18 protein-coding genes are annotated in these 23,315 nt (G+C 61.8%); 13 read left to right on the forward strand and 5 right to left on the reverse strand.

Annotation, left to right across the window (positions count from 1 at the left end):
* Nucleotides 1-9: 9 nt before the first annotated feature.
* Complete coding sequence (locus tag IEW18_RS01805; protein ID WP_229728555.1) at nt 10-522, forward strand: PaaI family thioesterase; 513 nt, start codon at nt 10-12, stop codon at nt 520-522.
* A gap of 47 nt (nt 523-569) precedes the next feature.
* Nucleotides 570-1,094: a hypothetical protein gene (locus IEW18_RS01810; protein WP_188556093.1), complete on the forward strand. Its 525-nt coding sequence runs from the start codon at nt 570-572 to the stop codon at nt 1,092-1,094.
* An 8-nt stretch (nt 1,095-1,102) separates the two neighbouring features.
* On the opposite strand, the gene IEW18_RS01815 is transcribed toward IEW18_RS01810, so the two are convergent.
* Entirely contained in the window at nt 1,103-2,665 is a 1,563-nt protein-coding gene (locus IEW18_RS01815; protein WP_188556094.1) for a DNA integrity scanning protein DisA nucleotide-binding domain protein, read from the reverse strand.
* A gap of 589 nt (nt 2,666-3,254) precedes the next feature.
* Nucleotides 3,255-4,043 (reverse strand): energy transducer TonB, encoded by a 789-nt coding sequence (locus IEW18_RS01820; protein ID WP_188556095.1) that lies wholly within the window; start codon nt 4,041-4,043, stop codon nt 3,255-3,257.
* Between the two features lie 107 nt (nt 4,044-4,150).
* On the opposite strand from IEW18_RS01820, the gene IEW18_RS01825 reads away from it, so the two are divergent.
* The 7 genes from IEW18_RS01825 (at nt 4,151) to IEW18_RS01855 (ending at nt 14,546) form a co-directional block, all read left to right on the forward strand.
* The gene (locus tag IEW18_RS01825; RefSeq protein ID WP_188556096.1) at nt 4,151-4,585 is read left to right on the forward strand and encodes a RidA family protein; all 435 of its coding nucleotides are present in this window, start codon (nt 4,151-4,153) and stop codon (nt 4,583-4,585) included.
* Nucleotides 4,586-4,638: 53 nt separating this feature from the next.
* Nucleotides 4,639-5,757, forward strand: a complete 1,119-nt coding sequence (locus IEW18_RS01830) for a hypothetical protein (RefSeq protein ID WP_188556097.1) — start codon at nt 4,639-4,641, stop codon at nt 5,755-5,757.
* A gap of 52 nt (nt 5,758-5,809) precedes the next feature.
* Nucleotides 5,810-7,669, forward strand: coding sequence for a MutS-related protein (locus IEW18_RS01835; RefSeq protein ID WP_188556098.1), 1,860 nt, complete (start codon nt 5,810-5,812; stop codon nt 7,667-7,669).
* Nucleotides 7,670-7,810: 141 nt separating this feature from the next.
* Nucleotides 7,811-8,779 carry a bestrophin family protein gene (locus tag IEW18_RS01840; RefSeq protein ID WP_188556099.1) on the forward strand — a complete coding sequence of 323 codons (969 nt, stop codon included), beginning with the start codon at nt 7,811-7,813 and terminating at the stop codon, nt 8,777-8,779.
* A 181-nt stretch (nt 8,780-8,960) separates the two neighbouring features.
* A complete protein-coding gene (locus tag IEW18_RS01845) occupies nt 8,961-10,511 on the forward strand; it encodes an FAD-dependent oxidoreductase (protein WP_188556100.1) in 1,551 nt (516 codons plus the stop codon).
* A gap of 75 nt (nt 10,512-10,586) precedes the next feature.
* The gene (locus tag IEW18_RS01850; RefSeq protein WP_188556101.1) at nt 10,587-12,719 is read left to right on the forward strand and encodes an FUSC family membrane protein; all 2,133 of its coding nucleotides are present in this window, start codon (nt 10,587-10,589) and stop codon (nt 12,717-12,719) included.
* Nucleotides 12,720-13,229: 510 nt separating this feature from the next.
* Nucleotides 13,230-14,546, forward strand: a complete 1,317-nt coding sequence (locus IEW18_RS01855; protein ID WP_229728556.1) for an MFS transporter — start codon at nt 13,230-13,232, stop codon at nt 14,544-14,546.
* 337 nt (nt 14,547-14,883) lie between these two features.
* On the opposite strand, the gene IEW18_RS01860 is transcribed toward IEW18_RS01855, so the two are convergent.
* Together IEW18_RS01860 and IEW18_RS01865 are read right to left on the reverse strand one after the other, a co-directional pair.
* On the reverse strand, nt 14,884-16,746 hold the full coding sequence (locus tag IEW18_RS01860) for a glycoside hydrolase family 2 protein (RefSeq protein WP_229728557.1): 1,863 nt from the start codon (nt 16,744-16,746) through the stop codon (nt 14,884-14,886).
* 539 nt (nt 16,747-17,285) lie between these two features.
* A complete protein-coding gene (locus IEW18_RS01865; protein WP_188556102.1) occupies nt 17,286-19,340 on the reverse strand; it encodes a S9 family peptidase in 2,055 nt (684 codons plus the stop codon).
* 448 nt (nt 19,341-19,788) lie between these two features.
* Between IEW18_RS01865 and IEW18_RS01870 the strand changes: the two genes are divergently transcribed.
* Nucleotides 19,789-20,688, forward strand: a complete 900-nt coding sequence (locus IEW18_RS01870; protein ID WP_188556103.1) for a LysR substrate-binding domain-containing protein — start codon at nt 19,789-19,791, stop codon at nt 20,686-20,688.
* Between the two features lie 81 nt (nt 20,689-20,769).
* A complete protein-coding gene (locus tag IEW18_RS01875; RefSeq protein ID WP_188556104.1) occupies nt 20,770-21,846 on the forward strand; it encodes a YeiH family protein in 1,077 nt (358 codons plus the stop codon).
* Between the two features lie 83 nt (nt 21,847-21,929).
* Here the strand turns inward: IEW18_RS01875 and IEW18_RS01880 are convergent, their stop codons facing one another.
* Nucleotides 21,930-22,115, reverse strand: coding sequence for a hypothetical protein (locus IEW18_RS01880; RefSeq protein WP_188556105.1), 186 nt, complete (start codon nt 22,113-22,115; stop codon nt 21,930-21,932).
* Nucleotides 22,116-22,233: 118 nt separating this feature from the next.
* On the opposite strand from IEW18_RS01880, the gene IEW18_RS01885 reads away from it, so the two are divergent.
* Together IEW18_RS01885 and IEW18_RS01890 are read left to right on the forward strand one after the other, a co-directional pair.
* Nucleotides 22,234-22,506 carry a hypothetical protein gene (locus tag IEW18_RS01885; RefSeq protein ID WP_308428035.1) on the forward strand — a complete coding sequence of 91 codons (273 nt, stop codon included), beginning with the start codon at nt 22,234-22,236 and terminating at the stop codon, nt 22,504-22,506.
* Nucleotides 22,507-22,574: 68 nt separating this feature from the next.
* The gene (locus tag IEW18_RS01890; RefSeq protein ID WP_188556107.1) at nt 22,575-23,300 is read left to right on the forward strand and encodes a hypothetical protein; all 726 of its coding nucleotides are present in this window, start codon (nt 22,575-22,577) and stop codon (nt 23,298-23,300) included.
* Nucleotides 23,301-23,315: the final 15 nt, after the last annotated feature.

Here is a 23,315-nt window from a genome sequence, read left to right on the forward strand (position 1 = left end):
CTCAACGCCATGACCACCCAGCCCACCGCGACATCCGACACCGTCAGGATGGAAAAATTTCGCCGCGACATCAGCAATCCGCTGAAGCTGCGGCTCTTCATGCTGCGGCGCCTGCCCATGGCCTACCTGGCCGGACTACGGGTAGCGGCCCTGACAGACGGGCAGGCTACCGTTACGGTGCCGTACAAGTATCTCACTCAGAATCCGTTCCGTAGCATCTACTTCGCCTGCCTAAGTATGGCCGCCGAAATGGCCAGCGGACTGCTGGCCATGATGCACGTGCAAAGCGGTTCGCCGGTTTCCATGCTGGTAGTAGGGCTGGAGGCGGAATTCAACAAGAAGGCCGTGGGCCTAATCCGCTTTACCAGCCAAGACGGGGCTGCCATCGGCCGGGCCATTGCCGAGAGCCGCGCTACCGGTCAGGGCCGAACGGTACTGTGCACGAGCACCGGAATAGACCAAGCCGGCGACGTGGTAGCCATCTTCCGCATTACCTGGTCGTTCCGGGCGAAAGCGAAATAAGGCAGCTCAGCTATTTTTTCCTACTTATAGTTATCCAGGAGCATCGAATGAAAAGTATTCTAGTGGTTCTTGCCCTGCTGCTGCCATCTTTCGGGGCGCTGGCGTGCTCCTGCGTAAGCGGAACCGGCTCCGAGAAACAACAGATTGCAGCTGCCTACCGACAGGATGCGCTGGTATTTGTGGGACGCGTAACGGGCGTCGAAACCATTGTAACGACGGACACGGTGCAGGTTGCCGACACGGGTCCGATGGAGCAACGCATCCGCCTTATCCGGCATGAGTCGTTGCGATACACCTTCGCCGTTTTGCAACGGTTCAAAAGGCCACTTAACGAGTCTAGGGTTCAGGTGTTTACTGAATCGCAGAGCGCTTCCTGCGGTCGGGAGTTCAAAGTGGGCGCTAAGTACCTGGTGTATGCTTTTCAAGTCAGCGAAACAGGCTCCTTGACCGGTGGCCCGCCCGTTCCGGTCACGCCGTACTTCGCTACGAGCTCCTGCAACCGGGGGCAACGCCTGAAGCATGTCTCGCGCACCGAACTTCGGCAACTGAAAAAGCTGGCCCAGTCTGGCTAAGCTCCGCTTTATTCTTCCCGCAGACTTTCCTTCGTAATAACGTCAACCAGGCCATCTTCGCTGACTACGATGGCCAGGCAGGGGTAGGGGGAGCTGTCGACGTAGCGGATGGCGGAGTTATAGCGGGCCCCGCGGGTGCTGGTACCGTGGCCGGAGGCCTTGCCGTCCAGAATCACACCGATGGAGTAGCAGTAGCTGTCCGGGTCGAGCAGCACGGCCCCGTCGATGGCCGTGACCAAGCGCGTGATAAGCGGCGTCAGCGGCACGGGCTCAATGAGGGTACACTGCAGCTTGAGGCGGTCGGCTTCGGCCAGGGCTTCGGTGGTGATGACCAGCAGGGTGCCGTGCTTCTGGCGGCTGGCTTCCACCACCACGTCCCAGAGCCGCTCGATTTTAGCTGGGTCAGTGAGTTGAAACGTGTGCTTCAGGTCGCGGCGGAAACGGGCCCGGTGCAGGCGGGTGCGCGGCAGGCTGGGCAGGCCGTAGTGGGCGCGCATGAGCACCTGCCCCCCGTGCTGAAACTCCCAGGCGTAGTGGTTCACGAAGTTGATAACGAACAGGTCTTCCCGGCTGGCATCGTACTGGCCCACCTGCCGGCCCAGGGCGTACACGTTCTCGCCGTCGGCCAGCAGGCTTACGTCGGAGGTCGTCATCTCCAGCAGCTTGCGCACGGCCCGGTAGTCGGTGAGCGGGGTAGGGCAGGTCAGGGCAAATACTTCCGATAGGTTGGGGTGGCCGCGCCGGGCCAGCACCACCTTGCCCACGCCTTCGGCGCCCTCGTAACGCAACGAGGAAATGGTGTTGCAGGTGGTAAATAGCTTGGCCGCGGCCGGGTTGGTGCCCAGGTCCTGGGCCGGCGTATCCATGAACAGCTTGCCGGCGGAGCGGATAATTTCGTCGGTGTCGCGGGGGCGCACTAGTAGGCCGGAGCCGGGCTCGGGCTCGGTCAACGATTTCAGGCATTCCTCGTGGAAGCGCAGCACCGCGGCCATCAACAGGGAGTGCGAAAGCAGGCGGCCATCGGTGTAGTAGCGGTTTTTCTGGAGGGTGGGGTAGGCCTGCATGGCCTTGCGGTTCAGGCGCAGCACGGGCACCACGGAGTGCTGGTTGATGGGCACGGGCGCCCCGGCAAAGTACAGGTGGCGGGAGCCGTTGGCCAGCTCATCCAGCACCTCCTGCACAGCTTGGCGCAGGCCCAGGGCCGTTTGCTTGCGCTGAATCATTTCCTCGCTCATCAGCTCCCGGTCGGGCGAGTTCCAGGGCTGCAGGTAGCGGTAGTACCGGCCGCGGGCCTGGGCCTCGGCAAACGCCTCCGTGTCCAAGCCGCAGTCGATGGGCTCCAGACACACCGGTACGGCTTCCACGGCCTCCTCACCCTCGGCCGGCAGGGCCAGCAGCATGACGTAAGGGGCCAGGTCTTCGTCGAGGGCATCGAATATCCCCTGCGCTATGGTTTGCGCGGCCTGCCGGAAGCGCGTTTGATAGGGCCAGATTGAAAAGCTGGCAGGTAAGGGTAGCGGCGTGCCAAAGGCAACGGGTGGGGCGGAAAGGAGCGGCAGGGGGGAAAGCATAACAAAGGAAGGAAGTCAGTTCTAAGCCGGAGCCAGAACTCGCCGGCCTAGGTACTGTAGGCTGACGCACACGAAGACAAACTACTTTAAAGAGACCAAAAACAGCCCCAACGTTGCCCGCCAACGAGCCGCGGGCGGGATATATTCTGCCAAAGGATTGGAAATAGAGTTCCCACAGCCCGTTAGAGGGGTAGGCTCAGGAAGCCCCAAGCACTCCAAGGGCAGTAACCCGCAGGAGTTTTGCGGAAAAGCTAGCTTCATCCAGTCGGTATAACCACCGTAGGCCCGAAATGCTTTCCTTTCTGGTCAGGGCCACCTGCACCACGCTGTTTGGGTAATACCGACAACAAGCGCGGTGAATGGTAAGCGCATAAGGCAGCATTCAACACAAATCGCCCGTATTATGCTGCGCTTGTCGAAGCATGACACGGGCGTGTTGGCTGTTGTTTTATGTTCCGGGCTGCGTTGGTAATACTCTTTTCAGGCCAACAAAGGGCGCTATGCAAAGTCAGATTTACTACCCATTGGCTAGGGGGTAAATGTTTTTCGGACCCCTGCTCAGTACGTTTCTCAGCTGCTACCCCAACGCTTAAAGCGTGAATACTACCGGAAGCACCATTTTCTGTTTCAGAGGCTGACCTTTGTAGGAAGCGGGCTGCCATTTGGGGGCGGCTTTAAGCAGCCGGATGGCTTCTTCATCGAGGCCCGAGCCCAGGCGCTTGACGGGTTTGATGTCCGTTAGGGAGCCGTCTTTTTCCACGATGAACTCCATCATTACGCGCCCTTGTACTTTGCGCTGGCGGGCCAGGGCCGGGTACTTCTGGTTTTGCTGAATCCACTCAAAAAAGGCGTCGGTGCCTCCCACGGGCCGGGCCGGCGAATCGGGGGATACGACGGTGGTAGCGCCAGCCGGGGCGGGCGCGCCCCCCGCCGCAGTAGCCGCTCCGGCACCAGCATCACCGGGAATCTGGAAGCTGATGGGCACCGAAACCCGCTGGCGCACCACGCCCCCGCGGTGCTGGGCCGGCGTCCAGCGCGGACCGCCCTTAATCAGCCGGATAGCCTCGGCATCCAGGGCCGGGTTAACGGGTTGGGCAACGACAACGTTGGAAATCGAGCCGGTTTTTTCCACTACGAACGTTACCGTAACCGTGCCCTGCACGCCGGCCTGCAGGGCCGCCGTGGGGTACTGCTGCTTGTCGGCCAAGTACTGCGCGTAGGCTTCCAGCCCGCCCAGGGGCACGGCCGGCTGCGCTACGGCATCATAGATTTCGTTGGCGGCGGGCTGCTTCGGGTATTTTAATTTCTGCTGAGCAACAGCTGGGGCAGTAACAGCCAACAAACCAGCTAGCAGGAAGGGACGAAAAGCGTGTCTCATAGAGGGAAACAAAGGAACAGAAGCCAAGCTGACACAACAACCGCACCAGCCTAAGGCGGAGTTTCCGCTATCTACGAGAAGCGCCGCTTTTCGGTAGCTTTGGCCCGATGGCCTCTGACCCAACTTCCGCCCCGCACAACTCCCGGCGCGCCCCCGAGCCGGTGGGCCTTTACCCGCACGCCCGCCGCGCCGGCAACCTGCTGTTCTTGTCGGGGGTAGGCCCGCGCCAGCGCGGCCAGGCGCAGGTGCCCGGCGTGGAGCTAAACCCGGACGGCACCATCCGGCGCTACGACTTCGAGCGCCAGTGCCACGCCGTGTTCCAGAACGTGCGCTACATCCTGGAAGAAGCCGGTGCCCGCTGGGAAGACCTGGTGGACGTCACCGTGTTCCTGACCAACATGCCGGCCGATTTCGCTACCTACAACCGCCTCTACGCCGAGTATTTCCAGACCAACCAGCCCTGCCGCACTACCGTGGAGGTCAACCGCCTGCCCACGCCCATTGCCATTGAGCTGAAGTGCATTGCCGTGGTGGCGGGGTAGGGCTCTGAGGAGCTTCACTACAGTATCTGATTGACGTGAATAACTACTGCAACATGGCCTTTCTAGCGCTGATGCTAGTGGCCAAAACAGCCGTTACGCAGCCAAGCTCCGGGGCGGAGTTGGTGGCAAAACCGCCGGTTCGGGCGGCCGCAACATTAGTGGCGGGCGACTACGAAGGCTCCATCGGGGGCAAGTATCTGTTCCGGCTAACCATCCACGAGCAGGCAGCTAATGCGCAGGTAACGGGCTGTTACTACTACCTCAGCCAACAAAAGCCCATTTGGCTGAAAGGGTACGTGACGCCCACCGGCGACCTGTGGCTGGGTGAGGTACACCCGGAGCGGCCCGCGCTAACGAAGCATTGGGACGGCAGCCGCCAGCCTCGGCAGCCGTTTGCGTATTTCCGTTTGCGTCGGACGGCTGCGGGTACGTTGGCGGGAACTTGGCGGGCGGCCAAATCAGAGCGGCAGTTGCCCGCCCAACTGACCAGCTACCGCAGCACTGGTTTCGCCGATAAAGCGCACGTAGCAGAGCAAACCTATTTCGGGGAGTACACCAAACCGGTGTTTACCGTACCCGATTTTCGCGTGTCCGAGAAGTTGTGGGCTGCGTTTGACGTGGCCGAAATAGCCGGCATGACCTGGGCGGAGCTGCAGGAAGAGGCAAAAGCGCGCAGGGAAGGGGAAACGCGCGGCTACCAAGGCACCGAGGCACAAGTAACTTACAACGACCGGGGCCTGCTGAGCGTGTGGCTTCGAAGTGAGCGAATAACGGGCGGCGGACAGCTGTTTGCCCAGATGTGGTCGGTGGTGCTGGACCTGCGAACGGGCGAGCAGCTAACCGATGAAATTGACCCTACCAAACAGGCGGCTTTCCTGGCCATCTGTGAGCGGAAGCTGCAACGAGCAATCAGCCGCTACCTGCACGAAAACCCCCAAGACTCAACCGATGTAGCCGGGCTGCGCAGCCAGCACGTTGATGCGCAGCACCCGCCAACCGACCTGCACGTAACCCCGGACAGCGTGACCTTTCATCACGTGGTGGATTACGAAGGTATGACCCATTTCGTGCGTAGAGACATGGAATACGAGTTTCGGTTGGCTTTCAGCTTTGCCGAGCTGGCGCCCTTTCTGAAGCCCGAGAGCCCCTTGCGGCGCCTGCTGAAACGGTAGTTCTACCTCCCCGGGCCTGCGTACCTTCGTGGCCTCACCCGTTTCTGCTGCCGTGCCTGCTTCTACTGCCTTCCGTCCGCTTTCCATCGCGCCCGCCGAGCTATTTCAGGAAAACCTGACCCATTACACCGAGCGAGAAACCTACTTTGCCGGCCGGCACCGGCTAGTAGCCTTGGTGCGGCTGCTGGTGTTTGGCGGGGCCGCTGCGGGCGTGTGGCGGTTGTTTAGTCAGGGCGAGGTAGCCGCTGGCTTTGTGGTCATTCTAGTGGCCTATCTGGTGTTTTTGGGGCTGGTGCGCTGGCACAACACCGTGGGCTACCAGCGGGAGCACCAGCGCCTGCTGGCCCAGCTCAACCGCGACGAGCTGGCGCGGCTGGCAGGCCAGCTTTCCGGCTTCGACCCCGGCCTGCGCTACCTTGATGCCCAGCACGCCTACGCCGCCGACCTGGACGTGTTCGGGGCGCACTCCCTGTTTCAGCTCCTGAACCGCAGCACCTCCCGCCTGGGGCAGGACTGGCTGGCCGGCTGGCTGCTGGCCCCTAGCCCGGTGGCGGCGCTGAGGGAGCGGCAGCAGGCCACGGCCGAGCTGGCGCCTGATGTAGCCTGGCAGCAGGAGTGGCAGGCCCGCGCCCGGCATTACCCCCGTCAGGAGTCGGACCCGCGACAGTTTGCGGCTTGGCTGCGGGAGCCGGATTTCTTCGCGGACAAAAGCTGGCTGCTGCCTTTGTTGGTGCTGCTACCAGTTGCCGCCGTAGCCGCTCTTGTGGCCGCCCTCAATGGCTTTGGCACCTGGCCGCTAGTGATTTTACTGCTGACTAGCGCCCTGAACGCACGTTTCAGCGGCGTGAGGGCCGAGTACTACCAGCACGTAACCACCATGCGCGACGCCCTGCGCGCGGCCCACGACCAACTGTCTCTGTTTGAGGCCGGGCAGTGGCAAAGCCCGGCCCTGCGCCGCTTGCACCGCACTTTGCACAATACGGGTGGGGTAGCGGCGGCCCGGCTGCTGGAGCGGCTGTCGGGGGTGGCGGGCTGGTTTTCAGCCCGGCAGAATCCGGCGGTGGCGGGCCTGCTGAACACGGTGCTGCTCTGGGATTTGTGGGGCATGTGGCAGCTGGAGCGCTGGAAGCGGCAGCTGCAGCACGGCTTGGAGCCCTTGCTGGAAGCCGCTGCCGAGCTGGATGCCCTCGTGAGCCTGGCCGCTTTCCGGGCCGCTAACCCTACTTTTGCCCAGCCCGAGGTAACAGCCGCGCCCCTGACGGTAGTTGCCGAAGCCATGGGGCACCCGCTGCTGCTGGCCGAAACCGGGGTGCGCAATGATTTTCAGACGGAAGGCGCGGGCCAGACGGTAGTCGTGACGGGCTCCAACATGGCGGGCAAGAGTACATTTTTGCGCACGGTGGGCCTGAACCTGGTGCTGGCCCAGGCCGGGGCCGTGGTGCCCGCGGCGGCTTTTACCTGCGGACCCGCCCAAGTGTACACCGCCATGCGCACCAACGACAACCTGGCGGAAAGCACCTCCTCGTTCTACGCCGAGCTCAAGCGCCTGCGTCTGCTGCTGGACCTGACTACCCCCGCCGCCCAGGCCCAGGCATCGGAGGCGGGCGGACTGCCGGTTTTCTACCTCCTGGATGAGATTCTGAAGGGTACCAACTCCGAGGACCGCCACCGTGGGGCCCGCGCCCTGGTGCACCAACTGCAGCAGCGCGCCGCCAGTGGTCTTATCAGCACCCACGACCTGGAGCTAGCGGCCCTGGAAGAGGAGCTGCCGGCCCACGTGCGCAACGTGAGCTTCAACAGCTTCCTGAACCCCGACGGCACCCTATATTTCGACTACCGCCTTACGCCCGGCGTGTGCCGCTCCTTTAATGCCAGTCAGCTGATGCGCCTGATGGGCATCGTGCTGGACTAGCTAGGGGCAAATAGTCGAGTTGCAGTTAGCTGTTAGGCCGCATGAATTCGTAGAAGGGACCAAGGCTGCGGGTTTAATATCAGTTTAATACTGCGCGTCTACCTTCGTTTTCATTTGCGTTAGCATCCTAATTTCTTCTGCGTGTACATTCGCGAAAACCTCCGCTGGCATATTATCTGGAAGCTTGGCTGGAAGCCGGTCACGGTTTTTACCGTGTACAGCCTGTTGGTCTGCGTCATTTACGGGCCCTTGGGGTTTCACTCCGTAGCCATTCCGTGGCAGCCCGTAGCTACCCTCGGTACGGCCGTAGCCTTTTACATCGGCTTTAAAAACAATGGCTCCTACGACCGTTTCTGGGAGGGGCGCCAGCTCTGGGGCGGCATCGTGAACAGCAGCCGCACCGCGGCCGTCCAGATTCTGGAGTTCATTACCTCCGTGGTAGATGCGCCCGGCTCGAGCATGCCCCCCGCCTCGGCCGAGGAGCTGACCAGTCGCCACCGCCGCATGGTGTACCGCCAGATTGCCTGGTGCAACGCCCTGCGCATTCATCTGCGCCGCCAGCCCGAGCAGTGGGACACCGGAGTAGCTCCGTTTCTGGAAGAACAGGAGTCGGAATACCTGCGCGCTACGGCCAATCCGCCCGCCCAAATTGTGCGCCAGCAGGCCGCTGAGCTGCGGCGCCTGCGCGAGGATCGGGGCCTGCTCAACGACTTCCAGCATGTGACCATGATGAACACGCTGGAAACCCTCTACAACCTGCAAGGCGGCTGCGAACGAATCAAGAATACGCCGTTTCCGCGCCAATACGCCTATTTTAGTATGGTGTTCGTGTACCTGTTCACGGCCCTGATGCCGCTGGGCCTGGTCATGGAATTCGCCAAGCTCGGCCCCGACCATATCTGGCTGACGGTACCCTTCTCGGTGCTGGTGTCCTGGGTATTCGCTACCATCGAAACGGTGGGCCACAACAGCGAAAACCCCTTCGAAAACAACATGAACGACGTGCCGATGACGGCCATCTGCCGCTCCATCGAAATTGATTTGCGCCAGATGCTCGGCGAAACCGAAGTGCCCGCCAAGCTGGAGCCAGTAGAGGATATTCTGTACTAAGAGTATCGTGCCCGTGTCATTCCGAGTGGCGCGAGGAGTCTGAGTTAAGCCGTTGCACGGTAGCTCTAGATTCCTTGTCCCGCTCGGAATGACACGTTTTTATTTCCCCTGACCTTAACCCCAGCCCAAGCCCCGGCGTACCTGTTGAAGACTTCCATCCTGAACCAGCCCCCACGCCGCTATGCCTACGCCCAACCCTACCCAGACTTCCGGTACTACTATTTCCTCGTGGTTTGGTACGGCCGCGCCCTTGCCCTCGTTTGAGCCCCTGCGCGAAAACCTGACGGCCGATGTAGTGGTAGTGGGCGGCGGCATTGCCGGCCTTACTCAGGCCTATCTGCTCGGGCTGGAAGGCAAAAAGGTAGTGCTCCTGGAAGACGGGGAATTGGCCAGCGGCGAAACCGGCCGGACCACCGCCCACCTCAGCTTCGCCCTCGACGACCGGTACACGACCCTGGAAGAGCTGTTCGGCAAAGATGGCGCCCGCCGGGCCGCCGATAGCCACCGCTCCGCCGTGGACCGCATCGAGCAGATTGTCAATAAGGAAAAGATTGACTGTGACTTCAGCCGCTTACCTGGCTATCTGTTCCTGCCCCAGAGCGGCACCCCGAAAGAGCTGGACCAGGAGCTGGAGGCAGCTCACCGCGCCGGCCTCACCGATGTGCATCGCCTCCCCGACGCCGGGGCCCAGGGCTTCCAGACCGGCGAGTGCCTGGTGTTCCCCAACCAGGGCCAGTTTCACATCTTGAAATACCTGCGCGGGGTAGCCGAGGCCGTCCAGCGCCAGGGCGGACGCATCTTTACCCGCACCCACGTGACGGAAGTGCACGGGGGCGCCGAGGCCCGAGTAGTTACCACCGGCGGGCGGGAAGTGCGCGCCCAGGCCATTGTCATTGCTACCAATACGCCGTTCAACGACCGGGTGGTGATGCACACCAAGCAACACCCTTACCGCACCTACGTCATCGGGGCGCGGGTGCCCAAGGGCTCCGTTACGAAGGCCCTGTACTGGGACACGGCCGACCCCTACCACTACATCCGCCTGCAGGAAGTGGAAAACGAGGACTATGACCTGCTGATTGTGGGCGGCGAGGACCACAAAACCGGCCAGGAACCCGACCCCGAGGAGCATTTGCGCAGCCTGGAGTTCTGGACCAAAGCCAACTTCCCCACCGCCGGCCAAATCGACTACCGCTGGTCGGGGCAGGTGATGGAGCCGGTGGACGGGCTGGCCTACGCCGGCCACAATCCGCTCGACGATGACAACGTCTACATCATCACCGGCGACTCGGGCCACGGCATGACCCACGGCACCCTCGGGCCCATGATTATTACCGACCTGATTCTGGGCCGCGAGAATCCCTGGGCCACGCTCTACGACCCGGCCCGCGTGACCGTGAAGTTTGAGTCGGTGAAGGAGTACGTGAAGGAAAACATCAACGTGGCAGCTGAGTACACCGACTTGCTCACCGGCGGCGACGTGAACACGGCCGAGGAGGTAGCCCCCGGTACTGGCGCCGTAATTGGCCGCGGCCCCCTGAAAGTAGCCGTGTACAAAGACCCCCAGGGCCAGGTGCACGAGTGCTCGGCCGTGTGCCCGCACCTGCACTGCATTGTCCACTGGAACGGGCTGGAAAAGAGCTGGGACTGTCCCTGCCACGGCTCCCGCTTCGACGCCTACGGCAAGCTCATGGCCGGCCCGGCTAATTCCGATTTGGCGCCGGTGGAGTAGGGGCCGCGTCGTACCTTGCACCCCCGAGCCGAAGCTGGTGCGTATAAACCAGGTCTAACTTTCGGGGCAGCCACCATGAACGAACGGGTCCGTTCCTTTCAATACTTCTTTACCAGTCAGGAATTCTCGGATGGTCTGCGGACCACGCTCTCCATTCTGTTGCCCGGCCTGGTGCTGGGCCTGTACGGTGACCTGGTTGACGGGCTGACTGTGTCGCTGGGGGCTGTGTGCGTGAGCCTCACGGATACGCCGGGCCCCATGCTGCACAAGCGCAACGGCATGCTGGCCGCCACGGGCCTGATTGGGATTATGGCCCTGATAACGGGGTTTCTGCACTCCGTTCCGGCTTTGCTGGGGGTAGAGGTAGTAGTGTGCAGCTTTCTGTTTACGATGCTGCTGGTGTACGGCAACCGGGCCGGTGGCGTGGGCACGGCCGGGCTGCTGATTATTATTCTGATGCTGGACCGGCCCCTGAAGCCGGCTGAGGTAGTGCCCTACGCCGGCATGGTAGTGGCCGGCGGCCTGTGGTACCTGAGCGTTACGATGCTGCTCTACACCCTGCGCCCCTACCGGCCGGCCCAGCAGGCCCTCGGCGACTGTATCCGGGCTATTGCTGATTTTCTGCGCCTCAAGGCCGAATTCTACCGCACCGGCACCAACCTGGAGGCCGACTACCGCCGCCTGGTAGCCCAGCAAGTGACGGTCAGTGAAAAGCAGGACGCCGTGCGGGAGCTGCTGTTCAAAACCCGGCAGCTGGTGAAAGAAACCACCGGCACCGGCCGCCGCCTCGTGCTCACCTTCGTGGACGTCATCGACCTCTACGAGCAGATTACCATTACCTACCACGACTACGCGGCCCTGCACCAGCGCTTCGAGGCTACGGGCGTGCTCGACGACATTGCCCGCGAGATTGAGGAGCACGCCGCCGAGCTGGAAAACATCGGGTTTGCCATTCAGGCCAACCACGGCTACACGGCCCAGCGCAACCTCTTGGCGGGGCTGGAGAAGCTCAAGGCCCGCATCGACGCCCTCGACGACCCCGCCCGGCCCGGCCACACCCTCATGCTCAAGAAGATTCTGGTGAATCTGCGCAACCTCAGCCAGCGCCTCCAGGATATTCTGGCTTACTTCGATGCCAACGCCCCCGCGCCTTCCGGCCGCGAGCTGGAGTTTGGCCGCTTCGTGGCCCACCAAAACTTCGATTTCAAGCAGCTGCGCGACCATCTGACGTTGCAGTCCAGCATTTTTCGCCACTCGGCGCGCATGTTCGTGGCCTGTCTGGTGGGCTACCTGGTAACCAAAGTGCTGCCCGGCCACCACAGCTACTGGGTGATTATGACCATCACCTACATGCTCAAGCCGGCCTTTAGCCTAACCAAGGAGCGCAACGTACAGCGCGTGCTGGGCACGCTGGCCGGCGGCGTGCTGGGGGCCCTGGTGCTCTGGCTGATTCCCGACCGCACGGTGCTGCTGGTACTCATGGTGCTGTGTATGCTGGTTTCCTTCTGCTTTGTGCGCATCAACTACCTGGTCACCGTCACGTTCATGACGCCCTTTATTCTAATTCTGTTCAGCTTTCTGGGGCTGGGCTACGTGCAGGTGGTAGAGGAGCGGGTGTTTGACACGGTGCTGGGCTGTTTGATTGCCTTTTCCACCGGCTACCTGCTGTTTCCCAACTGGGAATCGGGCCAGCTGCACGACTACCTTAAGGCGGTGCTACGCGCTAATCTGCACTACCTGCGCACCTTGCAGGAAGCCCTGCTCGGCTCGCCCGTGGCCCTGGTCGACTACAAGCTGGCCCGCAAGGATGTGTACGTTAGCTCGGCCAACCTGGGCGCGGCCTTTCAGCGCATGATGTCGGAGCCCCGGGCCAAGCAGCACCGGCCCACCGAGGTGCACGAGTTTGTGGTACTCAGCCACATCCTCTCCTCGAATGTAGCCGCCATTACCTCGGCCATTCTGGCCGGCGAAATGCGCCCCGGCCTGCCCTCCGCCAGCCTTAAAGCCCTGCGCCAAGCCCAGCAGGCCCTGCACCGCAGCCTCCGCCGCCTCGACCCCAAGGAACCGGAAGCGGTGGCTTGGGAGCCGACGGCGCCGACATCCACTACCGCCGCCGCCGCGCCCGATGCCCAGCTACACGAGCAGCTGGAGTTCATTCACAAAGTCAGCAGCGACATTAGCAAGGTGACGGAGGCGGTGCTCAAATAAGAACCAGCACCTGGCAGCGGCTTCACCCCGCGCTTACGCCGCTTTAGAAATGTGCCCGCACGGGGGTCATAGGGTCATTACTGCCGGTCTCCTACCTGTCATTCCGAGCCCAAGCGAGGAATCTGGGTGAAATCGTTGGAAGGCTTGCCCCAGATTCCTCGCTGCGCTCGGAATGACAGCGCTAGGTTTTTGGCGGCTTGGTTTAGGGTATGTGAACAGAAGGAGACGTGGATAGGTGGGAAGGTATGTGGACAAGTAGGAAAGTGAACGTCATTCCGAGCCCAAGCGAGGAATCTCGCGTGCTGACGGCTGAGTTACCACTACAACATCAGCACGCGAGATTCCTCGCTTGGGCTCGGAATGACGTTCCTGATTCGAATCTAACCCCAACGCCTTTTCTTACCCGAACCACTAGAAATTGCGGTATGCACCCCGGCCGGGCCGAGAATAGCTCCGCTGTATAAGCGTATTCGATTACCTTGTTCAGGTATCCTGCTTACCATCAGCCCCGTGACCCATCTTGTCTTGCGCGAGAGTACCGGCCTGCGGTACTTTACCTTTTTCTACCTCTATGTCATGCAGGGGATTCCGGCGGGCTTCGGCCTGACGGCGGTGGTTAACTACCTGACCGGGCGGGGGCTGGATGCTACTACGGTGGCTTCTTTCTCGGCGGCCATTGGGCTGCCCTGGACCCTGCAATTCGTGTGGGGGCCGCTGATTGACAAGTACCAAGAATCGGTGCTGGGGCAACGCAAGCAATGGGTGGTGCTTACGCAGCTGGTGGCGGCCCTGGCCTCCCTGGTGCTGCTGCTGGTCCGCGACCCGGCTTCCCAACTTAAGCTGACCCTGCTGGCGTTTGTGGTGCACAGCGTGTTTGCTTCCATTCAGGACGCCAGTGTCGATGCCATTGCCATTGCGGTGGTGCCCGAGGCCGAGCGGGGCCGGGCCAACGCTTTTATGCGCGGGGGCTTCTTGCTGGGCTCCGCGCTGGGGGCCGCTGGTCTGTCGTGGATGCTGCACCGCTACGGCTTTTTTTCGGCGGCGCTGGCGCAGTCGGTAGTTCTGCTGGCGCTAACGGCGCTCACGTTTTTCATTCGCCTGGAGCGCACCGACCGGCTGCTGCCGCGCTTCGGCGCTGTGCCCGCTACCGCCCGCCGCAACGCCGATAATCCGCCGGTAGGGTGGCTGTTTCGGGAGCTGTTCCGCGCCATAACGGAGCCGCGCACCCTGCGCCTGTTCGGCATCATTGCCCTTACCTACCTGTGTTTTGGCGCGTTTGGCTGGGCCTATTCCTACCACCTGATTCAGGAGCTGCACTGGGCCGATAGCGCCGTTTCCATCCTGCAGGGCAGCTGGGGCAGCGCCGCTACTTTGTGCCTGATTGTGGCCGGCGGCGTGCTGGCCGACCGCATGGGGGCGGCTCGACTGCAAAGCTGGGTTATGCTGGTGCTGGGGTTGTTTCTGCTCGTTTTCTGCAGCCTGAGCTTTCTGTGGCACCACGAGCCGGTGGCAACCCTGGGCTTGCTGGTCTGGAATATGGCCGACCCTAGCCTGAGCGTAGTCGCGCTGCCGCTCCTCATGGCCCTGTGCCGCCCCCGCATCGAAGGCTCCCAATTCACTACCTACATGGCCCTGGTAAACCTGTGCGGCGTAAGCGGCTCTTTCCTGACGGGCTGGGCGCTACGCTTTATGTCGGCACCGGTGCTGGGGCTGTTGTGCGCGGTGGTAGTGCTTGGCTTGTGGTTTTTGCAGCGCCGGGAAAGGAGTTCAACTGCTGCCCCGGCGCAAGAGGCAGCCCAGAAGGTTGTTAGGCAACAAAAAGCTTGACGGGTGCTTCCCGCTTGCTACGCCTTAAGCCCGCCTGAGCCTTGCGAAGAACCTTCTGACGGAGCAACAACTTATTGGCAGCAGTCAGCAGTGCACGGTCGGTTCCTTCGGCTTTTCTGGGGAGGGAGTTGTGGTCCTACAGAACAATCCCCCGTACCCCGACCCTAAAAATGCTCCGGGTTTATCGTTCTGTTGCGAGTCGTCCCGGCGCGTGAGAAGATTCTTCGCGGGGCTCAGGCGGGCGGGCGAGGGTTGGGGGTGTCAGGGAAGGTGCATAACAGGGGGCTGCCGCTGGCGAAGAGCGGATGTGACCTTGGCCCAGCGGCAGCCTCCTTGTTTACTTGCCCTCGTACTGCCGGGCCATCTGACGGTAGTACTCCTGGAGCACGAAGAAGGCTTTTTTCTTAACGCCGCTGCTGGATATGAGCCCTTTGCGGTTGAAGCCGTTCTGGTACACCGGGTGCTGGCGGCGGGTGGCGCGGAAGTCGGCCAGAATCCAGGGCGTCATGCCGCGCAGGCCCGCAATGGCGCTCAGCATCTTGAGCTGGTTCTGGTAGAGCGCCTCCTGGTATTCCTCGCTCCAGCGGGTGTCGGCGTCGGCGTGGTAGCCGGCCAGCGCATCGCCGCCAAACTCACTGATGATGACGGGCTTATTGTACTTGATGGCGAAGGTGTACTGGGTGATTTCGCTCGGCTTCCCGCCCACGTACCAGCCCATGTACTCGTTGAAGCTGGTCAGGTCCAGCTCGGCGCCCAATGGGTCGTCCACGGTTACCTGGTACCCGTCGCGGTGCAGCTCCAGGGCGGCGGAAATCAGACGGGTGTCGTCGAGGGCGCGGGCTTTCCGGACCAGGCTGGTCATGAACTTCAGCCGCGCCTCCCCGGGCGGCGTCTCGTTGCCCACCGACCAGACGACCACGCTGGCGCGGTTTTTCCCCGTCGCAATCAGGTCGGAGAGCTGGGCTTCGGCGTTCTGGTAGGTAGCGAGGTTTTCCCAGGCAATGGTCCAGTACACCGGCACCTCGGCCCACACCAGCAGGCCCATTTCGTCGGCCAGCCGGAGCATGGTTTCGTTGTGGGGGTAGTGGGCCAGGCGCACGTAGTTGCAACCCAGCTCCTTGGCCCAGGTCAGCAGCATGCGCAGGTCGCCGGCGCCCCGGGCCCGGCCCGGAATCAGCGGGTTCTCGTCGTGCAGGGAAATGCCGCGCAGGTAGGTGCTCCGGCCGTTGAGCAGGATGTCCTGCCCCCGGGTGGCAATGGTGCGGAGGCCAATTCGGTCCTGCACCACGTCGGAGCCGCTGCTCAGGCGCACGGCATACAGCGTGGGGCTCTGCGGCGACCAAAGCCGGAGCTTGCGGGCCGGCAGCCGGAAAGTGGCCCGGCCTTGGGCGTCGGTTTTTACAGTGTGCTTGATGCCGGCTTCGGCAATGGTCAGCGCCACCGGCTGGCCAGCTTTACCTTCGCCTTCAAGCCGCACGTAGCCCGCCAGGGTGTTGGGGTCGTTCGGGGCCAGCTGCACTTTATAGTCGCTGATGAAGGTAGCGGGCGTTTCGGCAATGAACACGTCGCGCGTGATGCCGCCGTAGTTCCACCAGTCGGTGTTGATGGTGGGCACGGCGTCGGGGCGGCGGGTATTGTCGGCCTTCACCACCACGAAGTTCTCGCCGGTGGGGCTGAGCAAGGGGGTGATGTCGTACTGAATGGGGGTGAAGCCGCCCTGGTGCCGGCCCAGCTTCCGGCCGTTCAGGTAGATGTGCGCCTCGTAGTTGATGGCCCCGAAGTAGAGGAAGTAGCGCCGGCCGGCTTGGGGCGCAAGGGTAAAGCTCTTTTTGTACCAGATAGTGCCCTCGTAGTAGAGCAGCTTGGGGTCCTGGGAGTTCCAGTCGCCGGGCACCTGCAGGGTAGCCGATTTGTCGAAGTCGTACTCAATCAGCTCGGTTTCCTGGCGGGAGCTGGGCTTCTGGTTGTCGTAGTAGCCGCCCCGGCCCGTGGCCGACTGGTCGAAAGCCTGGCGGCGGTAGTCGTAGAAACCGTTTTCGTAGGGGTCGATGATGTAGTTCCAGCTCCCGTTCAAACTCAGCACCTGCCGGGCGGGCGCATTCTGCAGCAGGCTGGTCTGGGCCCGGAGCGGCCGGCCGATGAGGAGACCGGCCAGCAGCAGCACGGCCGCCAGCGTCGGCATCAGGTTTCGTGAAAGCATAGAAAGGGTCGGATGGGGTAGGAGGTAGGTCGGAAGAACGGACGCCGAAAGGCCGCTAAAGATTAGGAAAGCCGCCTGGAAATGACAGCCCGCCCGGTAATTTATCTGGGCGCAGTCACTACTGCTTTTAGAACGGTCATGTCGAGCCCCGCGAGACATCCCGCTCGAATCGTTGCCCGGTTGTAGAGACGCAAGCTGTTGCGTCTCGTTCTTGCGGAGGTTGTTTACCCGGAAACCTGCTAGGGTGTGTGGACAGTAACTTAACAGGCCGTCATGCCGAGCGCAGCGAAGCATCTCGCGTGGTGTCATTGCAGTCGTCAGCCACGCGAGATGCTGCGCTCCCGCTCGGCATGACCGTCTTTCCTGAACTAAAAGCTGTTACTGTCCACACAGCCTAGGCCAGTTGTTCAACGATGAGACGCAAGATGTTGCGTCTCTACAGTGTGCTACTACCCAATTCCCTACCCCAAAAAAACCGGGATACCCCAGCCGACTGCTAACGACTGGAATATTCCGGCTGGTAAAATCAGGGAAGTAGGTTACTTGGCGGCCTGCGCTTCGGGCTTGAGCGTGCGGGCCAGCCAGTCGAAGAACACGCGGTTCCAGAGCACCGAGTTCTGGGGCTTGCTGATCCAGTGGCCTTCGTTGGGGAAGTAGAGGAAGCGGCTGGGGATGCCGCGCAGCTGGGCCGTGCCGAAGGCTTCCATGCCCTGGCCCTCCGGCACCCGGAAGTCCTTGCCGCCGTGAATGACGAGGATAGGCGTATCCCAGTTTTTGGCGAAAAGCTGGGGGTTGAAATCGGTGTAGCTTTTGTGCAGGGTAGCGTCCCAGGGCGCGCCGCCCATGTCGTGCTGGGCAAAGAACATTTCCTCGGTGCTGGGGTACCAGCTGGTGAGGTTGTAGAGGCCGGCGTGGGCAATGAAGGTCTTGAAGCGGCCCTCATGCTTGCCCGCCAGTTGGTACACGGAGTACCCGCCGTAGGAGGCGCCCACGCAGCCGCGGCGGTCCTTGTCCACGTAGGGCTCCTGGCTCACGGCGTCAATGGCCGAGAGGTAGTCGCGGATGGGCTGCCCGCCCCAGTCGCCGGAAATGCTGTTGTTCCACTCGGTGCCAAAGCCAGGCAGGCCGCGGCGGTTGGGGGCCACCACGATGTAGCCGTTGGCGGCCAGCAGCTGGAAATTCCAGCGGTAGGAGAAGCTCTGGGTGATGGGACTTTGCGGGCCGCCCTGGCAGTAGAGCAGGGTAGGGTACTTCCGGCCGGGATCGAAGTCGGGCGGGTAGATGACGTAAACCTGCATTTGCTTGCCGTCGGTGGTTTTCACCCAGCGGGCCTCGGTTTTGCCCGTTTTCACGCCGGCCAGTTCCTGCTCATTGATGCGGGTCAGTGGGGTTTCGCGGCCGGTTTTCAGATCGATGCGCACCAGGTCGGCGGGCTGGGCCTGGGTGGTTTTGTTGGCAATGGCCACGCCTGGGCCGGCCAGCTCAAAGGAGTTGTAGTTCTGGGCGCCCTTGGTTAGCTGCCGGATGTTGCCGCCCTTGCTCGGGATGGAAAACAGCTGCTCAGTGCCTTCCAACACGCTCACAAAGTAGATGGTCTTGCCATCGGGGCTCCAGCGGATGTTGGCCGCCGCCTGCTCCGAGCCTTTGGTGATATCCTCCCGCTTCTTGGTCTTGAAGTCGTAGACCACAATGCCGTTGCGGTCCGACTCAAACCCAGGGGTGGCCATGCTCAGCCAGGCTACTTTCGAGCCGTCGGGCGAGAAGCTGGGCTCCGTGTCGTAGCCGCCCAGCCCTTCCGAGAGGTTCTGGGTTTTGCCCTCCCGGATGTCGTAGAGGTAGATGTCGGAGTTGGTGCTTTCGGCTTCGGCCTTGCCGTAGAGCTTGCGCGAGGTGTAGGCCAGGCGGTAGCCATCGGGCGAAAAAGCCAGCTGCTCCGAGCCGCCCAGCGGGGCCAGGGGCGCGTCGAATTTCTCGCCGGGCATTACGTCTTTGCCGTAGCCGGTGGGCCGGCCATCATCCCCCACTGGCTGGAAAAACACGTGGCTGGACTTGAAGTCGTCCCAGGTGTTCCAGTGGCGGTAGTTTAAATCATCAATCAGCTTGGCGTCGGCCTTGGGCAAATCCGGGTACCAGTCCTGCACCGATTTACCGGTTTTCACGTCCTGGGTATACAGGATGAAATTGCCTTTTGGGGCGTATTTCAGGTTGGCCAGCCCTTCGTCGGCAAACTCGCTAAGCTTTTGCTTGCCCGAGCCGTCGAGATTTATCACGTAGAGCTGCTCGGTGCCGCCTTCGCCGGAAAGAAAGGTGAGTTTGCCGTCGGGCCGCCAGTTCAGGGTGCTTTCGGAAGCGGGCGTGTTGGTCAGCTGCCGGGCCGCGCCGCCCGCCACGGGCACCACCCAAATGTCGGTGTTGCCTTTGTTCTCGCCGAGGTTGTAGCGGGTGACGGTGTAGGCTACCGTTTTGCGGTCCGGCGATACCTGCATTTCGCCCAGGCGGCCCAGCTTCCAGAGCAGCTCGGGGGTGTAGAGGTTTTGTTGGGCGGCAGCGGCCAGCGGGACCAGGGCCAGCGCGGTCAGAAGAGTTCTTTTCATCGGGTAGGGGTAGCAAAAAGGGAAGAGCAAGTTAGGGAGAAGTGGCTTAGAGAAACGAGCCCAGATCCAGCTCCTTAAGCAAGCTGCCGTAGCGCGCCCACCTCGAAATTCGTGCTGAGTTTGCTGAAATAAGTCGGTCCTAAAGCCCATCATCCGGCCGGAGCAAGAACTTTGTCACGTCAGCTGTGTAGATGGTAGAAACTCTTGAGACAAAAAAGCCCGTCAGGCCGAGCGTAGCGAAGCATCTCGCGGGCTGAGGTTGTGGTAGTAACTCAACGATTTGCGCGAGATGCTTCGGCTGCGCCGCTGCCTGACGGGCTTGGTCTAATTAGAACCTGTGTGTCCACGCCGCTGAGCGCGGGGCAAGGTTCTCCCGTTGGCCGTATGGCGGGCTTTAGAGTACTGCTCTCCCCATTTTTTAGCATCCGACCGCCGCGTACCTTGCGTCATGCCCGATTTTCGTTTGCGCGTTTTTCAATCCGTAGCCCGCCACCTGAGCTTCACCAAGGCCGCACAGGAGCTTTACATCAGTCAGCCCGCCATTACCAAGCACATTCGGGAGCTGGAGCACAGCTACGGGCAGCGTTTGTTTGAGCGGCGCGGCAACCGGGTCAGCCTCACGCCGGCCGGCACCCTGCTGCTAACCCACGCCGATGCCGTAGCCCAGCTTCACCAGGAGCTAACCGAGCAGCTGCACAACCTGCACGGCGAAGCGGCCGGCCGGCTGCGCCTGGGGGCCAGCACTACCCTTACCCAGTACGTGCTGCCCGGCATCCTGCCCGGCTTTCAGAAGCGCTACCCCCAGGTGGAGCTGACCTTGCTCAACGGCAACTCCGAGCAGATTGCCGAGGCCATTCTCAGCGGGCAGCTCGACCTGGGCTTCGTGGAAGGCCGCGCCAAAAACCGCGACCTGCACTACGAGCCCCTGTTGGCCGATGAGCTGGTAGCCGTGCGCCGGGCCACATCTGCCGGGCCGCCCCCCGAGCCCATGTTGTTAACCGAAGCGCTAACCCACCCGTTGGTGCTGCGCGAGCGGGGCTCCGGTACGCTAGAAGTGCTGGAGTTTGCCCTGCGGGAGCAAAAAGTCAAGCTTACTGACTTACAAGTGGCATTCTACTTCGATAACACCGAGGCCATCAAGAGCTACCTCGAAGCGGCTCCCGAAGCTCTGGGCTTCGTTTCGCGCCGGGCCTTGACGCGGGAGTTGGCCGCCGGCTTGCTGGAAATTGTGCCGGTGCAGCACCTGCAGCTGCCGCGCAACTTTGAGGCCCTGTGGGTGCAGGGGCAGCCCTTGTCCCGCCCGGCGGAACGATTCCTGCGCTACGCTCAGCGTCAGTATAACGTATAGTTATTACTGATAACCTTTTAAGATTATCGGTAAGGTAGGGGCCGGCGTACTTTTGGGCAGTTAATTGCCCGCTTCCCACCCATGAAAGCCACCCCACCCGTTGCCGCTCCTTCCGCGCTGGTCGATGCGCCCGAGCCCCATCCCCGGGCCGCTAAAGTGCGCACTCCGGCAAGTGCGCCTTTGCCTCCCGCACCTAGCCTACTTCAAGAGAAAACCGGTTCGGTAGGGGTAGCCCGCGCGGTATTTGGGCTGCTGCTCATCTTCTGCCTGACGCCTTGGGCCTCCCCGCCCCTGGCCCTGGCCCTGGGGTTGGGGCTGGCCCAAACGGTAGGCAACCCATTTCCGGCCCACACCCGCAAGCTCACGGCCAAGCTGCTACAGTACTCGGTTATCGGACTGGGTTTCGGCATGAACGCCCACGCGGCAGTGCAAGCCGGGCAGGAAGGCGTGCTGTTCACGGTGGCCTCCATTGCTGGTACGCTGATACTGGGCTACGGGCTGGGGCGCTGGCTGGGCCTGGGTCGTCACGTCACCCACCTGATATCCTGCGGCACGGCTATTTGCGGGGGCTCGGCTATTGCGGCCGTGGGCCCGGTGTTGCGGGCCAAGGAAGAAGAAATGTCCGTGGCGTTGGCGACGGTATTCGTGCTCAATGCCCTGGCTTTGTTTGCCTTCCCGGCCATCGGTCATGCCCTGGCCATGACCCAGAACCAGTTCGGCCTCTGGTGCGCCATTGCCATTCATGATACCAGCTCGGTGGTAGGCGCCGCCACCGCCTACGGCGACCAGGCCCTGCAAGTGGCTACCACCGTGAAGCTGGCCCGCGCCCTCTGGATTATTCCCGTCTCTATTGGGACGGCCTTGCTGTTCAAGCAGAAAGGCGTCAAAATCAAAGTGCCCTACTTTATCCTGGGGTTTATTGGGGCCATGTTGCTCAATACCTACCTGCCCGCGCTGCAAGCTGGTGGAGCCTGGCAGGAAGTCGGGCCGCTGCTGGTGCAACTTGCTAAAATGGGCCTGACGGTGACGCTGTTTTTCATTGGGGCCGGGCTGTCGATGCAGGCGGTGAAAGCAGTGGGTCCCAAGCCCTTTGTACTCGGCGTGGCGCTTTGGCTGCTCATCTCTACGGCCTCGCTCTACGTGATTCTGCACCGCTAAAGCAACTTGGCCCAGCCGGCGCAACACCGCAGCGGCCCGACTTCACTGGAAGTCGGGCCGCTGCCGTATGGGCTGCTGAAGAGCTACTCGCCGGACTTTTTGCGACCGGAGCCGCTTTTTTTGCCCCCGCCATCCTGCTTATTTACGGTGGCCCAGGCGCGCTTTTCGGCTTCCTCCTCCGAAAGGCCGCGCTTCTCGTAGCTTTCTTCGATGTGCTCTGCCTTCCGCTTTTGCTTGTCGGTGTAGGCCGATTTATCTCCTTGTGGCATGATGCAAGTATCTTGAGGGTGAGATGATTAGGCTGAGGCTGCTGCCAAACTATACGCGCCGGCTAAGGCCGGGTTATGCTGAGCTACTGCCCCGGGTTACTGGCCCCTACCTATCTTCGTGCCGCCCATTTACGTATTGTTTGCCATGCGCCAGCTCGCCATTATTCCGCACCCCGAGGTTAAAATCACGCTCTTCAGCTGGAATGGGAAGTACCTGATCAAGCTGGAAAAAGGCCCGCTGGAGCAAACTTATAAGGTGAGTGAGCTGGACCTGACCGGCGAGGAGGATATCCACCTGCTGCTCGACCAGGACTTTATTCAGGCCGCCGTGCAGCGCTTCGGGGCCATGCAGCAGGATTTGCAGGCTGCCTTCGACCGGCACGGTATCTGATAACCGGCCCCCTGACGGGTAATTCCGTCGTTTGTTAGTTCTCTTCTCTACCCCTTGCCTTGCTTTCTATGAAACGATTTTTCGGCTTTTGCTTCCTGCTGGCGGTGCTGCTGGCCCCGGCCGCTACCCACGCCCAGCTTTACGATGCGCGCACCAGTAGCGTAAACTACGACAAGCGGGAGCGGGACGCGGTGAAGGTGCAGGTGGAAGGCACCGCCCAATGGACCCGCGACTACTGGCAGGCCTGGCTTAAGGATACGTACAACATCAAGTTGAAAGGCTCCGGCGTGTTCGGGGTAGGCAAGAAAGACGTGCTTGAGGCCAAACAAGTGCCCATGTCCAGCGTTACGGGCAAGCTGCTCGACCTGTATTCCACCGTTACCTCACCCTCCGACACGGTATCGGAGCTGTCCGTATGGGCCGCCATGGGCCCCGACTCCTTTCTGTCGGCTTCCGGCACTCCCTCCGAGTTCAGCTCCCTGCGCACCATTACCCAGAGCTTTGCGGCTGCCGCGCGCACCAAAGCCTACCGCGAGCAAATTGCCGAAGCGGAAAAGCAGCTGACCGCCGCCGAGAAGGAAAAGGAAAAGCTCGAGAAAGAGCGTACGAGCCTGGCCAACAACACCAAGTCGAACCTGGAGAAGATTGAGCAGCTCAAAAAGCAAAATGCTGACAACAAGCTCAAGTCGGCCGAGGACTCCGTAAAGCTCCTCGACAACGCTCGGCTCACTGAATTGCGTAAAGCGCAGTTGGAGCGCCGTCGCGCCCGTCTCACTAACCTCGACCGGAAATAGGGGCCTTTTCTGCCG

Source organism: Hymenobacter glacieicola, from assembly GCF_014640315.1.
Lineage (GTDB): Bacteria > Bacteroidota > Bacteroidia > Cytophagales > Hymenobacteraceae > Hymenobacter > Hymenobacter glacieicola.

Bases quoted from the DNA above. Each gene is read 5' to 3' on its own strand.
- IEW18_RS01805 (WP_229728555.1), top strand. From the start codon at position 10: ATGACCACCCAGCCCACCGCGACATCCGACACCGTCAGGATGGAAAAA.
- IEW18_RS01810 (WP_188556093.1), top strand. From the start codon at position 570: ATGAAAAGTATTCTAGTGGTTCTTGCCCTGCTGCTGCCATCTTTCGGG.
- IEW18_RS01815 (WP_188556094.1), bottom strand. From the start codon at position 2,665: ATGCTTTCCCCCCTGCCGCTCCTTTCCGCCCCACCCGTTGCCTTTGGC.
- IEW18_RS01820 (WP_188556095.1), bottom strand. From the start codon at position 4,043: ATGAGACACGCTTTTCGTCCCTTCCTGCTAGCTGGTTTGTTGGCTGTT.
- IEW18_RS01825 (WP_188556096.1), top strand. From the start codon at position 4,151: ATGGCCTCTGACCCAACTTCCGCCCCGCACAACTCCCGGCGCGCCCCC.
- IEW18_RS01830 (WP_188556097.1), top strand. From the start codon at position 4,639: ATGGCCTTTCTAGCGCTGATGCTAGTGGCCAAAACAGCCGTTACGCAG.
- IEW18_RS01845 (WP_188556100.1), top strand. From the start codon at position 8,961: ATGCCTACGCCCAACCCTACCCAGACTTCCGGTACTACTATTTCCTCG.
- IEW18_RS01850 (WP_188556101.1), top strand. From the start codon at position 10,587: ATGAACGAACGGGTCCGTTCCTTTCAATACTTCTTTACCAGTCAGGAA.
- IEW18_RS01860 (WP_229728557.1), bottom strand. From the start codon at position 16,746: ATGCTTTCACGAAACCTGATGCCGACGCTGGCGGCCGTGCTGCTGCTG.
- IEW18_RS01865 (WP_188556102.1), bottom strand. From the start codon at position 19,340: ATGAAAAGAACTCTTCTGACCGCGCTGGCCCTGGTCCCGCTGGCCGCT.
- IEW18_RS01870 (WP_188556103.1), top strand. From the start codon at position 19,789: ATGCCCGATTTTCGTTTGCGCGTTTTTCAATCCGTAGCCCGCCACCTG.
- IEW18_RS01875 (WP_188556104.1), top strand. From the start codon at position 20,770: ATGAAAGCCACCCCACCCGTTGCCGCTCCTTCCGCGCTGGTCGATGCG.
- IEW18_RS01880 (WP_188556105.1), bottom strand. From the start codon at position 22,115: ATGCCACAAGGAGATAAATCGGCCTACACCGACAAGCAAAAGCGGAAG.
- IEW18_RS01890 (WP_188556107.1), top strand. From the start codon at position 22,575: ATGAAACGATTTTTCGGCTTTTGCTTCCTGCTGGCGGTGCTGCTGGCC.